The organism is Paraburkholderia nodosa DSM 21604 (assembly GCF_000519185.1).
GTDB lineage: Bacteria > Pseudomonadota > Gammaproteobacteria > Burkholderiales > Burkholderiaceae > Paraburkholderia > Paraburkholderia nodosa.
This window is the reverse complement of the sequence record NZ_JAFA01000006.1, coordinates 44,080-60,854: the sequence shown is the minus strand read 5'-3', so window position 1 is coordinate 60,854 and position 16,775 is coordinate 44,080. Positions and strand designations below refer to the sequence as shown.

The following is a 16,775-nucleotide window of genomic DNA, read 5'->3' as shown; positions in this document are numbered from 1 at the left end:
AACATGATCGAACAATCCTTGCACGACCTCTTTTACGGCTTCTCGGTTGCGCTTCAAGGCACCAACCTGATGTGGTCGTTCTTTGGCGTTCTAGTGGGCAACATGGTGGGCGTGTTGCCGGGCATGGGCGCGCTGTCGGCAATCTCCATCCTGTTGCCGCTGACCTATGTCATGCACCCTGTACCGGCGATCCTGATGCTCGCCGGTATTTTCTACGGCTCGCAATACGGCGGCGCGATCGGCGCCATTCTGCTCAATCTGCCTTCTCACCCTCCGCATGCGATCACCTGTCTCGACGGGTATCCCATGGCAAAGGCCGGCAGAGGCGGCGCGGCGCTCGGCATCACGATGTTGAGTTCGTTCTTCGCGGCGTCGACCGGCATCATCCTGATGATTTTTGCTTCGCCATTGCTCACGGCAATGGCCTTCAAGTTCGGCCCCTCGGAGATCTTCTCCGTCATGCTGCTGGGCCTGCTCGCCGGCTCGACGATGTCGAGAGGCTCGGCGCTCAAAGGCATCGCCATGACGCTTTTCGGCCTGCTTTGCGGCATGGTCGGCACCGATGTCAATACGGGCACGTTCCGCTTCACGTTTGGCCTGACCGACATGAACGACGGGCTCGAACTGGTTGCGATCGCGATGGGGCTCTTTGGCGTGGCCGACTTCCTGTGCAACGTCAACAGAATGCAGGTATCGAGCAAGTCGCTCAGCGTGCGCTTCAAGGACATGCGTCCCACGCGCGAGGAACTCAAAGCCACCTTCTGGCCCATGACGCGAGGGACGGCCGTGGGCGCGCTGTTCGGCGCCATGCCGGGAACCGGCCCGACGATCACGACGTTCGTGGCCTATGCGCTCGAGCGCAAGCTCTCAAAGAATCCCCAGGCGTTCGGCACGGGCGTGATTGCCGGCGTCGCGGCGCCCGAAGCGTCGTCGCACTCGAAAACGCAGGTCGATTTCATTCCGACGATGAGCCTCGGCATACCCGGCGATCCGGTGATGGCGCTGATTCTCGGTGCGCTCATCATTCAGGGCATTACGCCTGGCCCGCAGTTGATCTCCGAGCACCCCGATATCTTCTGGGGCCTCATTGCGAGCTTCTGGATCGGCAATATTCTTCTCGTGCTGCTCAATGTGCCGATGATCGGCGTGTGGGTCAAATTGCTCAGACTGCCTTATCGGTATCTGTTTCCCTCTGCGATGTTCTTTATTGCCGTTGGCGTGTTCAGCACCCAGAACAGCCTTTTCGAAGTGTGGCAAGTTCTGGCGTTCGGCCTGATCGGCACCGTGTTCAACTACCTTGGCTTTTCAGTCGCGCCTATCCTGCTTGGCTTCGTCCTCGGACCGATGATCGAGGAGAACTTTCGCCGCGCGCTGCTCATTTCGCACGGCAATATGTCCATTTTCGTCGAGCGGCCCATCAGCTGCGGATTCCTCATTGCATCGCTGTTGCTCGTCGTGATGGTCACGCTGTCGGCACAACGAAACCGCCGCCGCGCGAACAAAAAAGAACGCGTGCGCCAGGGTGGAGCGCGCGCCGAAATGCCCCGGGCAAGCAGCGATTAAACGGGGCAGTAGAAAGACCGCCCGGCTGCAAACTGCGCGGGCGGTAAAGTCGATCCAGTTGGCGTACTACCGACCAGGATGCTGTTGTAAGCAGGCCATAGCATCGGTCATGTGCGATCACCTGTTCGCTTCAACGCTAGTACAATACGGGTTACTACCTAACTGAAAACCCGGTTGCTCGTGAATACCCCCTCCTCGCCCGTTCGCACTTCCCCTGATACCTTCCAACGCATTCAACGCCAGATCGCTGCTGCCGCACGGTGGATGCTCGAGTTGCACGACGACATCAGCGATCTGAAAGCGGCCGTCAATCGTCGCCCGATTCAGTCCTGACCTCGGCTCGGCCGCCGCGCTTGCGATACGGGGCCGATAATCAGCCAAGCAAATGAAAAAGCCCGCCGGGACATCGCATCCGACGGGCTTCGCAACAACGGCAATCAACGATCAAGTTCAATTCGCGCCGATATGGCTCGCGCTGACGACCTTTTGCCATTTCGCCGATTCCGTGGCGATCCTGGCCTGTAGTTGGGCAGGCGTGTCGCCTACCGGGTCCATACCGAGCACGGCCAGGTGCTGGCGTGTGTCGGGCTGTGCGAGCACCTTCACGGTATCCTGCTGAATCTTGTTGATGACGCTCGCGGGCGTGCCGGCCGGCGCCACGAGTGCGAACCAGCCCGTCACATTGAAACCGGGCAAGCCGGCTTCGCTCACGGTCGGAATATCGGGCCACGCGGCTGAACGGTGATCGCCGGTCACCGCGAGCACCTTGATCGTCTTGCCCTTCATGAAGGGCATGGCCGCGGCGATGTTGGGCAGCACGACCTGCACGCGGTCCGCCATCAGATCGTTCAGCGCAAGCACCTCGCCCTTATAGGGCACGTGAACCATCGGAATGCCCGCCGCGCCCGAGAACGCTTCGTCGGCCATGTGAACCTGGCTGCCGATACCGGCTGAACCAAAGTTCAGCTTGGGATGTTGCGTTTTCCCGTACGCGATCAGCTCCTTCACATTCGAAATGGGCAGCGAGGGCGCCACGGCAACGACCATCGGATTACTGGCCACCGTCGTGATATAGCTGAAGTCCTTGGCCGTGTACGGGAGTTTTTTGTAGATGTACTGATTGACGGTGAACATGCTCCCCGACGCCAGCATCAATGTGTAACCGTCAGGCGAAGACTTCGCTTCGACTTCGGCGGCGATCATGCCGCCCGCGCCAGGGCGATTGTCGATCACCACCGACTGCTTCCAGAGCGTCCCCAATCCCTGGCCGATCGTTCGGGCCAGCACATCGGTCGACCCGCCGGCAGAGAAGGGAACGATGATCCGGATCGGCTGGGACGGCCACGCGTCTTCTGCATGAGCGGCCGACTGCACTTGCAGGGCAGCGGAAAGTGCGGCAGCGAGCACGAGCCCGCGCCGAAGCGTGCGAACGAATTTGGGGGGCATTGCGTTGTCTCCGTTTGAAATAGTGTGGATCGGCCGTGGCTCGATTCAAGGCGGACAGCGAAGCAGTTTCCGGAAATGCGCTTGCCACGCGGCACCCCTCATTGCGCCATCTGCTCGCAAAGAATCGTTTCTCCCGGCCGTACCCGGCTAAATGTCACTGGCTCCTGTTTGATCTCGACCTCTCCTCCACTTTTGCGAATCGTCGTGTAGGCGGACCTCTCCAGATCGCCGGCTTCCGGATAATCCTCACGGAAATGCGCGCCCCGCGAATTCTCGCGGGATAGGGCCGCCTCGGTGATGATCTGGCTGACTGCGATCAGATTCTTCAGGTTCAGCCAGTCGTGCCACTGTGCGTTGAATGCGCGATCGCCGTCCACGACGCCGGTGAGCATCAACCGCTCATGAAGTTCGGCCAGGACCTGGCGTGCCCGCAAGAGCCCGTCGCGATCGCGAATGATGCCGACATGCGTCCACATGCATTCGTAGAGCGCTTCCCGGATGCTCTCGAGCCCTTTTCCGTTCTTGGAGAAGGGGACTTCGGCTTCCTTGATGGCAGCTTCGATGGCGAGCGAATCGGGTTCGCGATATTCACCTTGCGCTTTGACCCACTTCGCCATGTTGTCGCCTGCGATGCCGCCGAACACCGTGGAGTTCGCCACGCCGTTGCCACCGAGCCGGTTCGCTCCGTGCACGCCACCCGTGTCCTCTCCCGCCGCGAAGAGTCCACTCAACTCAGTGCCGCAGTCGGTGTGGAACGTCACGCCGCCCATCATGTAATGCGCGGTCGGCACCACTTCGACGAGCCCGCCCGCGAGATCGAATCCGCAGTCCGCGCAACGTTCCACCATGCCCTTGAACTGCTTGCGCACCTTGTCCGGGCCCAGGTGGCTCATCTGGATGTACACGCCGCCATTGGGCGAAGTGCGCCCCGCACGCATTTCCGAATAGATGCCGCGCGAAACGATGTCGCGCGTGGCGCGTTCGCCGCGCTTGTCATAGCGATCCATGAACCGCTCTTTCGTGCCGTTCAGCAAGTACCCCCCTGCCCCGCGGAGTCCTTCTTCGAGCACGGTTCCGGTCATCCGCGTGTGACTGCCGGCAAGCAGACCCGTAGGATGAAACTGCACCATTTCCATATCGCGCAGCGTGAGGCCCGCGCGCAGCGCCATCGCGAGCCCGTCGCAGCTCTTGTCCCCCGACGGCGTATGGAACTTGTACATCGTCGGCCCGCCGCCCGTTGCGAGCAGCACCGCCCTCGCCTGCACGAATACGAAGCGGCCCGTGCGCATGTCGATCATCAATACGCCCGCGACATGCTTGCCGTCGCGCGTCTTGATCAATTCGATGGCCCGATGCTCTTCGAGGCGATGGATGCCGCGGCTCCACACCTGCTCGGCCAGGCGGTTGATGATCTCGATGCCGGTCAGGTCGCCCTTGTGGACCGTTCTGTCGAACGTCTGGCCCGCGAACGCCTTCTGGTGAATCGACCCGTCGGGGTTACGGTCGAAAAAGCAGCCGAGTTCGTTTTCGAGCTCGCGCACGCGCTCGACCGCCGTGCTCACCAACGCCCAGGCGAGGTCCTGGTTGGACAACCATTTGCTCCCCTCAATCGTGTCCATGAAGTGACGCTCGACCGAATCGCCGGGCGCCAGCGCGACGTTATAGCCGCCCTGCACCATGCGCGTGCAGCCGCATTTCCCGAGCAGCCCTTTCACGGCAACCGTGATCGAGAGGTCCGGCGCCTGCTTGTGCGCGTGCAGCGCCGCAAAGAGACCGGCGCCGCCCGAGCCGAGAATCAGGATATCCGTCTTGACGCGCTCGATATTCATTTTGTCGGTACTCCCAGGCTTTCGAGAACTTCGGCCCGTCTCGAGGCGGTGTCGCCCCTGACTTCGTCGTACAGGCTGCCGCCGTGGCTGTCCATAGCCACGAGCAGCGGACCGAAACCCTTGATCCTGAATTTCCAGAGCGACTCCGGATTGAGGTCGTCCAGATCGACGGCTTCGATCTTCTCGATCCATGTCGTTTCGAGCGCCGCCGTGCCGCCGATAATGGCCAGGTAGACGCCGCCCAAGTCCTGGAACGCCGACTTCGATCCTTCGCGCAAGCCGCCCTTTCCAACGATCATGCGTACGCCGTACTGCTCCATCAGCGGACGCGTGAAGCGTTCCATGCGGTCCGACGTGGTCGTGCCGATGCAGACCGGTTGATATCCCGCCGGGAATTCGCTGCTTGGCGCGACCTTGCGCACGTTGGGCGCCGTGTGAATGACCGCGTGCCCGCGCAGGTCGAATTCCGTCGTGCGCCCCTTGTCGAACAGATGGATCTGCGTGGCGTCGCGGATGCCGAATAGCGTCTGATGCAAGGTCACGGTATCGTTCACGCGCAGCTTGCGGATCTGCGACTCGTCGACAGGCGTATAGAGGTCGTAGTGAGCCATTTCAGAATCCGTAAGTGAGACCGTCTGTGGTAAGCAAGGCCTTCGCGCGCCGCGCCGAGTGACACTGCATGTTGACCGCAATGGGATTCATCGTGATGTGCGTCGACGCCAGCTCGATATGCACCGCAAACGCCGTGCTATCGCCCCCGAGACCCTGCGGGCCGACACCGAGACGGTTCACGGCCTGCGTCAGTTCGCGTTCGAGTGCGGCGCCTTCGGGGTCGGCGCACGTGGTGCCCAACGCGCGCGTCGCGGCACGTTTGGCTAGCGCAATGGATAGATCGGACGTGCCGCCGAGACCCACGCCCACGATCGTCGGCGGACACGTCTTGCCGCCTGCCGAGATCACACAGTCGACGACGAACATCTTGATCGCATCGATCCCCTCGGCGGGCACGGCCATCTTCAGGAAAGAATTGTTCTCCGAGCCGCTGCCTTTCGGCACCATCTCGATGGTTGCAGTCTCGTTCTCGTCCGTGAAGTCGACGTGAATGACCGGCACCTCGATGCCGCACGACGTGTGATTGTTCTTGCGCGTGAGCGGATGCACGACCGACGAACGCAGCGGGTGCTCTCGCGTGGCGCGCTCGCACCCTTTGCGAATCGCCGCCTTCAATGCGAAGCCGTCGAACTCGACGTTGCGGCCAAGCGCGACGTTGTAAATCGGGATGCCCGTGTCCTGGCAAAGCAGGTTCTCCGTATCTTCGGCGACACGGATATTGGTCCGCATCGTTTCGAGAACCCGCTGCGCGACCGGCGACGTTTCGCTGGCGGAAAGCCTTTCAATGCCCTCTTTCACGTCGGGCGGGAGCAACTTGAGGGCGCGGATATACAGTTCCTTCGAGGCTTCCTCGACGACGTCGAGATCGAGTTTCATGGCCGTCTCTTCCGGATTGGTAATAAGTTGTGGGGCTGTCGTGCAGCTTGGATTTTCGCTATACGGGGCTAATGCACGAGCGCGAGCAGGAAAGCCAGGCCCGTACAGGTGCTTGCCCCCAAACCGAAGGCGAGCCAGTTCTTTCTCAAGCCGGTCCACGGCAGAAATTCAATCAGCAAGAGGCGAATCCCCCCCATCATGTGAAGCGAGAGCAGGACCACGAGTCCCCATTCGCCAAACTTGAAAAGCGGCTGGTCGGTCACACGAAGAAAGCCGTCGAGAGAAGCCTCGCCCGTAATGGCATGGCCGAGCGCCCAGAAGTGAACCGGCAGGAACAAGGCCAGCGCCAGACCGGAAAGACGATGCACGAAAAAGGCCCACCAGGCAGGATGCGTGCGGGCGCGATAGTCGTTCTTTCGCATCACGATACGACTCCATAAACGGCGCGCAACCCCATCAGCGCGAGGCCAGCGGAACATGCGAAACAGGCGACCTGTGCAGCCTTTCCGCGCCAGTGCAGCCACTCCTCCGAGATTCTGAGCAGACCGATAGGCACGTGGACCGCACACGCGATCGCGAATACCGTATAGAACGCGCCGAACCACAGATTTCCGCGCGTGCGGCCGAGAATGGCCGACGCGCTCAAGCCGCTATGGACGGCGTAGATGATGACGCCGAGATGGACGAACACGCAGAGTGCGAGCACCGTCGCGCTCATACGCTGCCAGTACCAAAGACGAGCCTGGGTGCGAAGAGAGAGGCCTTGCATTACAGGTCTCCTTCGCGCGCGGCCTTCATTGTCATCCGCTTGAGGCCGGCAATGCCCGCTGTCGGCGAGAGATGCTTGGGGCAACGCTCCGTACACGTGGCCTGGGTATGACACGAGTGACAGCCCGCGTCGCCAGCGACGGCGCGCAGACGTTCTAGCGTTTGCGTGTCGCGTTCGTCGTTGACGAGCGTCCACGCACGGTTCAGCGCGGCGGGCCCGAGATAGTCCGGGCGCCACGTCACGACGTCGCAGGACGAATAGCACACGCCACAACCGATGCACTCGATCCCGGCGTCCGCCGCCTTTCGTTGCGCGCTCTCGGGACTCACTCTGGCGAAATCGTCGTGGCGCGAGCGGCTACCCGAAAACTGCCCCTTGGCCCGGCTCCACTTGTCGAAGAAGTCACTCATGTCGGTCACGAGGTCCTTGATGACGGGCAGATTGGAGAGCGGCGCGATCTCCAGTTCGTCGTTCACCGCGACTTTCGACACGTGCGTGCGGCAGGTCCAGCGCGCCTTGCCGTTGACGTTCATCGCACAGGATCCGCACATGCCCACGCGGCACGCGAACCGGTATGCGAGGTCGGGCTGCAGTTGCCGCTGAATGAACGTCACGACGTCCAGGACCGTTTGACTTTCGTAACGCGGTACATCGTAAGTGACGAGCCCACGCGTAACACTTCTCCAGACTCTGACTCGAAGTTTGTCGGTATTCACGATGCCTCTCGAATAGCTGCTGACGCAGTACGATTGAACGGATTTCGTACATCGATTGTTCAGCAATTCTTCGCCAGGAAAAATCGAATAATTCTGGCGTTCAGCTAAAGGTTTCCTATGCCTCGCCGCGCACGCGCCGCAGCTTCAGCACGGTGGCCATTTGCGCGTTGTCGCGTTCCTTTTCGAGTCCGGACACCACGAGCGTGGCGACGGCGTTCCCGATCATGTTGGTGACGGCCCGCACTTCGGAAATGAAGCGGTCCACGCCGAGAATGAGCGCCGCGCCTTCAATGGGAATCTGCTTGAACGCCGTGAGCGTCGCGAGCAGCGTGACGAAACCTGCGCCCGATACGCCAGCTGCGCCTTTCGAGCTGATCATCGAGAGCACCATCAGTCCGATCTGGTCTGTCCATGACAGCGGCACGTTATAGGCCTGCGCGATGAACATCGCGCAAATCACCTGCGCCACGCAGGTCCCGTCGAGGTTGAATGAATAGCCCATCGGCATCACGATACCGACGACCTGTTTCGGGCACCCCATGCCTTCGAGCTTGCGGATCAATTGCGGGAACACCGATTCAGACGACGTCGTGGCAAGCACGAGCAGAATCTCTCCCTTCAAATAATTGACCAGCCGAAGGAGGCTGAAACCGCTCATCCGGCAGATGGTGCCCAGCACGACCACGAGGAAAAAGATCGTCGCCACGTAGATCGTGATGAGCAGCATGCCGAGCGAATTCAATGCCGACAGTCCGTATTTCCCGACTGCAAAGCCCATCGCCCCCAACGCGCCGAGCGGTGCGAGCTTCATGATGAAGCCCACAATCCTGAAGAGCACCGCCGACACCGCGTCGAAGAACGTCAGGACCGGCTGCCCCTTCTCGCCGATATACGACAAGCCCACCGCGAACAAGCAGGCAATCACGACGATCTGCAGCATGTCGCCCGAAGCAAACGGACTCAGGAAACTCGAAGGAATGATGTTGAGGAAAAAGCCCGTGAGGCCGCCGCCGTGATGCACTTCCGTTTGAAATTGCGCCAGCACGTGCACATCGGCGGTGCCTGGCGTGATATTCATGCCGACACCGGGCCCGATCAGGTTCACCATCAACATGCCGATCAGCAACGCCAGCGTGGTCACCACCTCGAAATAAATAATGGTCTTGCCCGCGATCCGGCCCAGCGTGCGCATCTCGCCGATCTGCGAGGCGCCGCATACGATCGTGGTGAAGATCAACGGCGGCGTAATCATCTTGATCAACCGGATGAACGCATCCGATAACGGCTTCAGGGACTGGGCAAACGTCGGGAAGAAATGTCCGACGGCGATCCCGATCAGGATGGCGATCAGGACCTGGACATAGATGTGCCTGCAAAAACGACGCAACATGGTGTCTCCTTGATCTCGCCTCACGCCGCGTGCACGCGACGTTGACGAGAAAGTTGCCGGGCCGCGCAGACCCGGCACTCTGACCAGTTGTGGCAACGAGCTGGAGATCGCCTCTGCTGGGCGAATGTTTCCAGGCCGTCTCATGCATTCAATCTTGATTGCCGCTTTTACCAGCGCTTCGTCTTGATGTTGTGAACGTGAGCGTGCTCGCCCGCCTTGATGGGCGCCACGACCTTGCCGATATCGACGCCGTACTTGTAGACGGTGTCGCCCACGGCCATGTCCTTGAGCGCCACCTTGTGACCGATCGGAATGTCCTGCTGGGCGACGATCGCGACGATCTCGTCGTCATCCATGATCCAGGCGTTCAACGCCAGGCCCGCCTTGATGCCCTCGACCACGGCAACGCCAACCGTGTCTTCGCGCTCATGCAACACCGCGTGAATCATCGTCTACTCCTTGTTCAAGTGGAATCGGGTGTGAACCGGCATGGGTAACGAAGTGGCCTAGCCGAACAACGCCGGTACGGAACGAATGATCAAATTGACTGCCGCGACGATAAGAACGATCCAGAGAAGCGTGAGGACGCGTTGCGCCGAAATGGCGCCGCGCAGCCTCGCACCGGCGAACAATCCCACCGCGCCGCAAGGCAACAGAAAGCTGGCGAGCGGGAGGACGGCCGGGTTTCGATAGAGTCCGGAAACCGAGAAGAGAATGAGCCGGGCGACCGCCGTGGCGGTAATGAGTGTGCTGATCGTTGCACGTCGCTGGTCGGGATCGCGCAGACGGCCGGCCAGATAAATCGTGTAAACCGGGCCGCCGGTACCGAATACTGCTGTGAGGCATCCGCCAAAGAAGCCCAATGGCAGGGCCCAGCGTCCGCCGATCTCACGAAATTCGCCACGGGACATGACCTTCCAGAGCGAGTAGGTCAACAGGCACACGCCAAGAATGAGTTCGAGCGGCTTTTCCGGCACGGAAACCAGCACGCTCACGCCCAGCAGAAGCCCGATGCACAACCATGGCCCGAGCCTTTTGAGTTCCTGAGTCTGAACAAACTGAAGGTTGCGCATGCCCACGAGCATCCCGGCAACGAGATCCAGCACCAGCATCACGGGTGTTGCCGTGCGCAGGGGCACCAGTTGCGTGAGCAACGGTATGGCAACGATCGACGAACCAAAACCCGTCAGCCCGTAGACCAGATACGCGATCGCCACGACCCCTCCCGCCACTGCGATCGAACTGACACCGATTCCGATGGCGCCAGCGGCGATTTGCGCATTCAACCAGGCTGTCATTGATGAAGGATCCCGGAGCGACGTTCAGTGTTGTGGGGCATGCGGGGGATGCATTGGCTGCGCCGCCCCAGAAAATCCGGCCGCGCTGCTGCGTCCATTGTCGCTTGCGGCTTGCTAAAGATAAACGCAGTAATGGTTTTCCTGAGACCAGGAAATACTTTACGTTGCGTAAAATTTCGGGGATCGAAGCGAGCATGTCTTCTCCGCGAAACGCGAGCAATGCCATCCATTCGCACCCTCAAAATATTTCTCTCCGTCGCGCGATGTGGCACCTTTGCCGCCGCCGGCAACAAGGTTGGCCTCACCGCTGCCGCTATCGGCCTGCAGATTCGCGCGCTCGAAAGCGATCTCAATGTTCAGCTTTTTGACCGCAACGCGCGCGCTGCCGTGCTGAATCCCGTTGGCCGCGCACTCATTCCCGAGATCGAAGAAATCGTTCGCCGCTACGAGCTTCTCGAGGTCGCCGCCGGCGGCGACGAAATGTCGGGAACGGTCGTGATCGGCGCACTCGTCTCCGCGCTGATGGGCGCGTTCGCCGATGCCTTATGGTCAATACGTCAACACCATCCCCGCCTCGATGTGCATCTGCTCGCCGGTATGTCCAGCGATTTCGCGCACCAGGTCGAAATCGGCGAACTCGATGCGGCGGTCGTCACGCAGTCTCCGCATCCCCTCGCGTCCACACTCCTTTGGACACCTCTGTATTCGGAACCGATGATTCTCATCATGCCGACGGCCCCGCACTTCGATTTGCCGCCGCAGCAGGACGACATCCTCCGTCATGCGCCGTTCATGCGCTTCGACCGCAGCACATGGACCGGACACCTCGTGCAGAATGTGCTCGATCAGTGCAAGGTCGAAGTCAACGAAGCGATGGAGCTGAACTCCGTCGAAGCGATCGTCGCGCTGGTGCGCCAGGGCTTCGGCATTTCGATCGTTCCTGAACTCGCCAACGTCGACTTCGCCAACGATCGCGCCATCCGCGTCATGTCGCTCGACGGCGTCGACGTGCGGCGCCACGTTGGCTTGCTCGAACGCGCGAGGCACAGCCGTACCGCATTCACCGACGCGATCAAGAGTTACTTCACGGCGGCCTGACCCATCCGGCGATCGCTGCACGCGCTCACGCCGCCAACGCTCGCAACTGATTGAACAGGGCGTCGGGAATGTCGATGCCGTCGTGTGCAGCGGTATCGGCGAGGCCGGCCCGCCGTTGCCCCGGCAGCCGTACATCGGCGTCCTGCAGCATCACCTCTATCAGCGCCTCGACGCGCGCAAGATAGGTGGCATTGCCCGCCAGCGCACCCGGATCGATCGCCCAGAACAGGTGGCCCACGCGCGACTTCTCGCCCTCTTCAGTCAGGAACGACCCCGCCTCGTAGCCGAAGTTCGCCCCAGCCAGCGCGGCGGCGAGCAATTCGACCATGAGCGCGAGCATCGCCCCTTTCGCCCCGCCGAACGGCAGCATCATGCCTTCCAGCGCGGCCTTCGCATCGGTTGTCGGCCGGCCGTCGCGCGAGGTCGCCCAGCCCTCGGGAATCGGCTTGCCTTCGCGGGCGGCCACCATGATCTTGCCGCGCGCGACATTGGACAACGACAGATCGATCATCAGCGGCTTGCCGTCGCGGCGCGGAAACACGGCCGCCACGGGATTGGTGCCGAACACGGCGTGCCGCCCTCCCCACGCCGGCATCGCAGCGGGCGTGTTGCTGAACGCGAGCCCCACCATGCCGGCCGCGCCGACCGGCTCCAGATGCCAGGCGCCCGCGCCGAGGTGGTGGCTGCGCTTCACGCTCACGACCGCACTGCCGTGCTCCCGCGCGCGCTTCACGAGCGTTTCGACGGCCAGTTCGCAAGCCGGAAACGCCATGCCGTCCGCAGCATCGATCAACACCGCTGCATTGCGCGATTCGACGACTGACGGGCTGGCCTTCGCATCGACACGGCCGTTGCGCAACTGCGCGACATACATCGGCAAACGCGCCACGCCGTGCGAAGACAGGCCGCGTTCGTCGGCGTAGACGAGCGCGCGCGCGGTTGCCTCTGCCGTGCGCGACGTGGCACCTGCGGCAAGCATCGTGCGCGTGGCGAGGTCGTGAAGATCACCGGACGAGATCCGCGTCATATCAGAGTTCCTTCGTTTTCGTTGAGTCATGCTCGCCCGCGAGCAACGCATCCATCACGCGCGACGCGACCAGCGTACTGACGCGCTCGTTCGACTGCACGGTCAAGCCCGCAATATGCGGCGTGAGGATCAGGTTGGGCACGTCCGCAAGCGGCGAACCCGCCTTGAGCGGTTCGTCGGCGAACACATCGAGCGCGGCGCCGCCCAGGCGGCCTTGCGTCAGCGCTTCGGCCAGCGCGCTTTCGTCGATCACGCCGCCGCGCGACGTATTGATCAGGACGGCATGCGGTTTGAGCAACTGCAGTTGCGCCGGGCCGAGCAGATTGTGCGTGCTCTCGACGAGCGGCACGTGAACGGTCACGACGTCGGCAGCGCGCAGCGCGTCGTCGAACGACATGCCCCGGGTGCCCGTCTCCTGCCAGCAGGCCGCATCCGCCGGAAGCTGCGGATCGAAGCCCACGACCTGCATGCCGATGCCGCGCGCCAGCTGCGCGACGAGCCGCCCGATGCCGCCAAAACCGATCACGGCCATCGTGCCGCCCGCCGCCTCGCGGCCGTTCGAGAGCGCGGTGCGCGGCCACTGTCCCTGCGCGACGGCCGCGCTCGACAGGTACGCGCCGCGCAGCAGCATCAGTGACGTGGCGATCACATACTCGGCCACGGCTGCCGCGTTGGCGCCCGTTGCCGGAAACACCTGCACGCCGCGTTCCCTGCATACGCCGAGTGCGATATTGTCCAGCCCGACGCCGAGCCGCCCGACCACCGACAAGCGCGGCGCGTCGTCCAGCAGCGCGGCGGTGACCTGTGTGCGGTTGCGCACGATCAGCGCGTCGGCGTCCGCCAGCAGACTGCGCAGCCGCTCGGGTTCGTCGACGAGCGATGCGTGTGCGTGCACGTCGAAATGACGCCGCAGCGAATCCACCGCCGACGCATCCATGAACTCGCTGATGACGATTTTCTTGCGATCGCTTTTCAATTTGGGCGTCCCTGTGCGTAAGCGCGTGGCTTGCTTTCGTTGACGCTGCCGCCCGTTTCGGACTCCGCATCACTCACGCCTTGAGCGGCGCGCGGCGCGGCCAGCACCTTGCGCGCCGCTTCGGCGTCGAACACACCCTCCCAGCGCGCGACCACGATCGTCGCCACCGCGTTGCCAATCATGTTGACGATCGCGCGAATCTCGTTGAGCACGCGGTCGATGCCGATGATCAGCGTGATGCCGGCAACCGGAATGATGTTGTGGGTGGAGAGCGTGGCCGTGAGCGCCACCAGCGCCGCACCCGCAACGCCCGCGCCGCCCTTGGACGTCAGCAGCAGGATGGCGAGCAGGCCGAGCTGCTGCAGCAGTGACAGATGCGTGTTGGTGGCCTGGGCGATGAAAAGCGACGTCATCGTGAGATAGATGGCCGCGCCGTCGAGATTGAACGAGTAGCCTGTCGGCAGCACGAGACCGACGATGGGCTTCGGGCAGCCCAGGCGCTCGAGTTTGTCCATCAGGCGCGGCAGCACCGATTCCGTGGTCGAGGTGCCGAGCACGATCAGCAGTTCCTCGCGCAGATAGTTGAGCAGCGGCCACAAGCCGACGCCGGCCCAACGGCAGATCGTGCCGAGCACCAGGACGATGAACAGGATGCTGGTGAGATAGAAACAGACGATCAGCAGACCGAGTTGCTGCAGCGTACCGATGCCGTACTTACCGACCGTGAACGCCATGGCGCCGAACGCACCGAGCGGCGCAAGCCGCATGATCATCTCGACGATACGCATGAGCGCTTCGCCGCTCTGCTCGATCACGCGCGACAGGAACCGGCTGTTGCGCGACATGATCGACAACGCCACGCCGAACAGCACCGAGAACAGCAGCACCTGCAACAGGTTGCCGTGCGCGAACGCACCGACTACCGAGTTCGGCACGATCTCTTCGAGGATGCTTTGCGACGCCGCGGCATGCGCTTCGCTCACGTAGTGGCTCACGGCCTGCGTGTCGAGCGTAGCCGGATCGATATTGAGGCCTTCGCCCGGATGCAGCACGTTCGCCACCACCAGACCGATGACCAGCGCGAGCGTCGTCACGGCTTCGAAATAGACGATCGTCTTGACGCCCACTCGCCCGACATGCTTGAGGTTTTCCATCCGTGCGATACCGAGCGACACGGTGCAGAAAATCACCAGCGTAATGAGCATCTTGATCAGGCGAATGAACGTGTCGCCCAATGGTTTCATTTCAACGCCGAAGTGCGGCCAGAAATAGCCGACGAGAATACCGGCCGCCAGTCCGATCAGGACCTGGGCATAGAGATGTCTGAGCACGCGCAAGGTGGTGTCTCCTCCACTCGCTGCTGCCTGGTGATACAGCTTCGCGCACCGTGGGCGGACTTCCGTGGCCCGGTTTTGCGGCCGTGTCTGCACGGCGCTTTGCGCCGCGGTGCGCGCAACTGTGATGGAACTGCGGGGAAACTGCGTTCGCAAAGCCCGCCGGACAGGCGGGCTTGCTGGGTGTTGCCTGCGCGGATCAGGCGCTTTCGAACAGACGCGTGAGCACGAACTCGCGATGGCCCAGCGTTTCCGCCGCGGTCCAGCGGCCGTTCGCCGTTGCGAGCATCGATTCGAGCAGCTTGTCGCCGGCCTGATCGAGGTTCTGCTCGCGCTGCAGCAAGCCCGACACATCGACGTCGACGTGCTCGCTCATCGTGCGCACCGTGCGCGGATTCGCGCAGATCTTGATGACCGGCACGATCGGATTGCCGATCACGTTGCCCTGCCCTGTCGGGAAAAAGTGCACGGCGAAACCCGAGGCCGCGCACAGCGTCACCATCTCCGCCGCCGCCGACGACGAGTCCATGAACCACAGGCCCGCATGCGTCGGCTCCTCGGCCTTGTCGAGCACGCCGTCCACGCGGCACTTCTTGCCGATCTTCTGGATGTTGCCGAGCGCCTTTTCCTCGATCGTGGTCAGGCCGCCTGCGATGTTGCCCTTCGTCGGCTGCGACTCGGAGAGATCGTCGGTCTTCCAGCGGTTGATCATGTCCTGATAGCGGTCGAACATGAACTGGAAGCGCTCGCGCACCTGATCGTTCGCGCAGCGCGCCGCGACGATCTGCTCGCCGCCCGTCAGCTCCGAGGTCTCGCCGAACACGAGCGTCGTGCCGAGTCCGTAGAGCTTGTCGAACGCATTGCCGACCGTGGGGTTCGCGCCGCAGCCCGACGTCGTATCCGACTCGCCGCACTTGGTCGACACCCACAGATCGGAAATCGGGCACTCCTCGCGCTCGAGCGTCGTCGCCCACTGCACCATTTCCTTGGCGGCCTTCGAGGCGCGCATGATCGTGTCATGGTCGCCGTGCAGTTCGATGCCGAAGCCCATCACCGGCTTGCCCGACTTCGCGATGCCGTCCACCACGCGCTTGGTCCAGCCTTCCTCGATACCGATGACGATCACGCCGGCGACGTTCGGGTTGCAGCCCGCGCCGATCAGCGTACGGAAATGCAGGTCGAGGTCTGCGCCGAACTGGAGGCGGCCGTACGGATGCGGCAGCGCCATGGTGCCCTTGATGTTGTGCTCGACCGCTTGCGCGGCGGCGTTCGACAGGTCGTCGACGGGCAGGATGATGACGTGGTTGCGCACGCCGACGCGGCCGTTCGAGCGGCGATAGCCGCGGAAAATGGTGTTCTGGTCAATCACGCTCATGGTGTCTCTCTCTGAATGGGAGGGGTTCGACTGGCTGGCTCGCCTGCGCCTTACCAGCGCTTCGTCTTGATGTTGTGAACGTGAGCGTGCTCNCCCGCCTTGATGGGCGCCACGACCTTGCCGATATCGACGCCGTACTTGTAGACGGTGTCGCCCACGGCCATGTCCTTGAGCGCCACCTTGTGACCGATCGGAATGTCCTGCTTCGCCGGGACCGTGACGATTTCGTCCTCGTCCATGATCCACGCGTTCAGCTGCGTGCCCGCCTTGATGCCCTCGACGACCGCGACACCAACCGTGTCCTTCGCCTCGTGCAGCACGATATGAATCGTCCTGCGCGCCGGATCGGCATGGGCCGCCGTTGAATCAGCCTGCTGTGCTGCTTGAGCTGCCTGGCTCATCTGAGTGTCTCCAGTTTTGTTCACGGGGGGTCTGGCGCGTGGCCATGCTGCGCATCATAGACAGC

Annotated in this window: 17 protein-coding genes; 2 read left to right on the top strand and 15 right to left on the bottom strand. The window is 62.3% G+C overall.

The window, feature by feature from the left end:
* Positions 1–3: 3 nt before the first annotated feature.
* The gene (locus tag A3CW_RS45870) at positions 4–1,563 is read left to right on the top strand and encodes a tripartite tricarboxylate transporter permease (RefSeq protein WP_051481395.1); all 1,560 of its coding nucleotides are present in this window, start codon (positions 4–6) and stop codon (positions 1,561–1,563) included.
* A gap of 450 nt (positions 1,564–2,013) precedes the next feature.
* Here A3CW_RS45870 and A3CW_RS0110305 read toward each other — a convergent pair whose 3' ends face one another.
* The 10 genes from A3CW_RS0110305 to A3CW_RS0110260 form a co-directional block, all read right to left on the bottom strand.
* Positions 2,014–3,009: a Bug family tripartite tricarboxylate transporter substrate binding protein gene (locus tag A3CW_RS0110305; RefSeq protein ID WP_028203490.1), complete on the bottom strand. Its 996-nt coding sequence runs from the start codon at positions 3,007–3,009 to the stop codon at positions 2,014–2,016.
* A gap of 98 nt (positions 3,010–3,107) precedes the next feature.
* Complete coding sequence (locus tag A3CW_RS0110300; RefSeq protein WP_028203489.1) at positions 3,108–4,838, bottom strand: L-aspartate oxidase; 1,731 nt, start codon at positions 4,836–4,838, stop codon at positions 3,108–3,110.
* Positions 4,835–5,449 (bottom strand): fumarate hydratase C-terminal domain-containing protein, encoded by a 615-nt coding sequence (locus A3CW_RS0110295; protein WP_028203488.1) that lies wholly within the window; start codon positions 5,447–5,449, stop codon positions 4,835–4,837. The genes A3CW_RS0110300 and A3CW_RS0110295 overlap by 4 nt, the downstream gene beginning before the upstream one ends.
* Before the next feature lies 1 nt (position 5,450).
* Positions 5,451–6,326: a fumarate hydratase gene (locus A3CW_RS0110290; protein ID WP_028203487.1), complete on the bottom strand. Its 876-nt coding sequence runs from the start codon at positions 6,324–6,326 to the stop codon at positions 5,451–5,453.
* 68 nt (positions 6,327–6,394) lie between these two features.
* Entirely contained in the window at positions 6,395–6,748 is a 354-nt protein-coding gene (sdhC, locus tag A3CW_RS0110285) for a succinate dehydrogenase, cytochrome b556 subunit (protein ID WP_028203486.1), read from the bottom strand.
* A complete protein-coding gene (locus tag A3CW_RS0110280; RefSeq protein ID WP_028203485.1) occupies positions 6,748–7,095 on the bottom strand; it encodes a succinate dehydrogenase in 348 nt (115 codons plus the stop codon). Before A3CW_RS0110280 ends, sdhC begins: the two co-directional genes overlap by 1 nt.
* Entirely contained in the window at positions 7,095–7,811 is a 717-nt protein-coding gene (locus tag A3CW_RS0110275; RefSeq protein ID WP_028203484.1) for a succinate dehydrogenase/fumarate reductase iron-sulfur subunit, read from the bottom strand. Before A3CW_RS0110275 ends, A3CW_RS0110280 begins: the two co-directional genes overlap by 1 nt.
* A gap of 115 nt (positions 7,812–7,926) precedes the next feature.
* Entirely contained in the window at positions 7,927–9,201 is a 1,275-nt protein-coding gene (dctA, locus tag A3CW_RS0110270) for a C4-dicarboxylate transporter DctA (RefSeq protein ID WP_035512752.1), read from the bottom strand.
* 167 nt (positions 9,202–9,368) lie between these two features.
* A complete protein-coding gene (locus A3CW_RS0110265) occupies positions 9,369–9,650 on the bottom strand; it encodes a UxaA family hydrolase (RefSeq protein ID WP_028203482.1) in 282 nt (93 codons plus the stop codon).
* 57 nt (positions 9,651–9,707) lie between these two features.
* Positions 9,708–10,499, bottom strand: a complete 792-nt coding sequence (locus tag A3CW_RS0110260; RefSeq protein ID WP_051481370.1) for a sulfite exporter TauE/SafE family protein — start codon at positions 10,497–10,499, stop codon at positions 9,708–9,710.
* Between the two features lie 48 nt (positions 10,500–10,547).
* Between A3CW_RS0110260 and A3CW_RS0110255 the strand changes: the two genes are divergently transcribed.
* Positions 10,548–11,597, top strand: a complete 1,050-nt coding sequence (locus tag A3CW_RS0110255; RefSeq protein WP_245623588.1) for a LysR family transcriptional regulator — start codon at positions 10,548–10,550, stop codon at positions 11,595–11,597.
* 25 nt (positions 11,598–11,622) lie between these two features.
* On the opposite strand, the gene A3CW_RS0110250 is transcribed toward A3CW_RS0110255, so the two are convergent.
* From A3CW_RS0110250 to A3CW_RS0110230, 5 genes are all read right to left on the bottom strand, one after another.
* The gene (locus A3CW_RS0110250; protein ID WP_028203479.1) at positions 11,623–12,624 is read right to left on the bottom strand and encodes an Ldh family oxidoreductase; all 1,002 of its coding nucleotides are present in this window, start codon (positions 12,622–12,624) and stop codon (positions 11,623–11,625) included.
* A 1-nt stretch (position 12,625) separates the two neighbouring features.
* Positions 12,626–13,600 carry a hydroxyacid dehydrogenase gene (locus A3CW_RS45865; RefSeq protein ID WP_281175094.1) on the bottom strand — a complete coding sequence of 325 codons (975 nt, stop codon included), beginning with the start codon at positions 13,598–13,600 and terminating at the stop codon, positions 12,626–12,628.
* A complete protein-coding gene (dctA, locus tag A3CW_RS45860) occupies positions 13,597–14,937 on the bottom strand; it encodes a C4-dicarboxylate transporter DctA (protein ID WP_035512750.1) in 1,341 nt (446 codons plus the stop codon). The genes A3CW_RS45865 and dctA (A3CW_RS45860) overlap by 4 nt, the downstream gene beginning before the upstream one ends.
* A gap of 196 nt (positions 14,938–15,133) precedes the next feature.
* A complete protein-coding gene (locus A3CW_RS0110235; RefSeq protein ID WP_028203478.1) occupies positions 15,134–16,309 on the bottom strand; it encodes a UxaA family hydrolase in 1,176 nt (391 codons plus the stop codon).
* 50 nt (positions 16,310–16,359) lie between these two features.
* Positions 16,360–16,710 carry a UxaA family hydrolase gene (locus A3CW_RS0110230; protein WP_281282595.1) on the bottom strand — a complete coding sequence of 117 codons (351 nt, stop codon included), beginning with the start codon at positions 16,708–16,710 and terminating at the stop codon, positions 16,360–16,362.
* Positions 16,711–16,775: the final 65 nt, after the last annotated feature.

Bases quoted from the DNA above. Each gene is read 5' to 3' on its own strand.
- A3CW_RS0110280 (WP_028203485.1), bottom strand. From the start codon at position 7,095: ATGCAAGGCCTCTCTCTTCGCACCCAGGCTCGTCTTTGGTACTGGCAG.
- A3CW_RS0110255 (WP_245623588.1), top strand. From the start codon at position 10,548: ATGCATTGGCTGCGCCGCCCCAGAAAATCCGGCCGCGCTGCTGCGTCC.
- A3CW_RS0110250 (WP_028203479.1), bottom strand. From the start codon at position 12,624: ATGACGCGGATCTCGTCCGGTGATCTTCACGACCTCGCCACGCGCACG.
- sdhC (WP_028203486.1), bottom strand. From the start codon at position 6,748: ATGCGAAAGAACGACTATCGCGCCCGCACGCATCCTGCCTGGTGGGCC.
- A3CW_RS0110300 (WP_028203489.1), bottom strand. From the start codon at position 4,838: ATGAATATCGAGCGCGTCAAGACGGATATCCTGATTCTCGGCTCGGGC.
- A3CW_RS0110265 (WP_028203482.1), bottom strand. From the start codon at position 9,650: ATGATTCACGCGGTGTTGCATGAGCGCGAAGACACGGTTGGCGTTGCC.
- A3CW_RS0110235 (WP_028203478.1), bottom strand. From the start codon at position 16,309: ATGAGCGTGATTGACCAGAACACCATTTTCCGCGGCTATCGCCGCTCG.
- A3CW_RS0110260 (WP_051481370.1), bottom strand. From the start codon at position 10,499: ATGACAGCCTGGTTGAATGCGCAAATCGCCGCTGGCGCCATCGGAATC.
- A3CW_RS0110295 (WP_028203488.1), bottom strand. From the start codon at position 5,449: ATGGCTCACTACGACCTCTATACGCCTGTCGACGAGTCGCAGATCCGC.
- dctA (WP_035512752.1), bottom strand. From the start codon at position 9,201: ATGTTGCGTCGTTTTTGCAGGCACATCTATGTCCAGGTCCTGATCGCC.
- A3CW_RS45870 (WP_051481395.1), top strand. From the start codon at position 4: ATGATCGAACAATCCTTGCACGACCTCTTTTACGGCTTCTCGGTTGCG.
- A3CW_RS0110305 (WP_028203490.1), bottom strand. From the start codon at position 3,009: ATGCCCCCCAAATTCGTTCGCACGCTTCGGCGCGGGCTCGTGCTCGCT.
- A3CW_RS0110290 (WP_028203487.1), bottom strand. From the start codon at position 6,326: ATGAAACTCGATCTCGACGTCGTCGAGGAAGCCTCGAAGGAACTGTAT.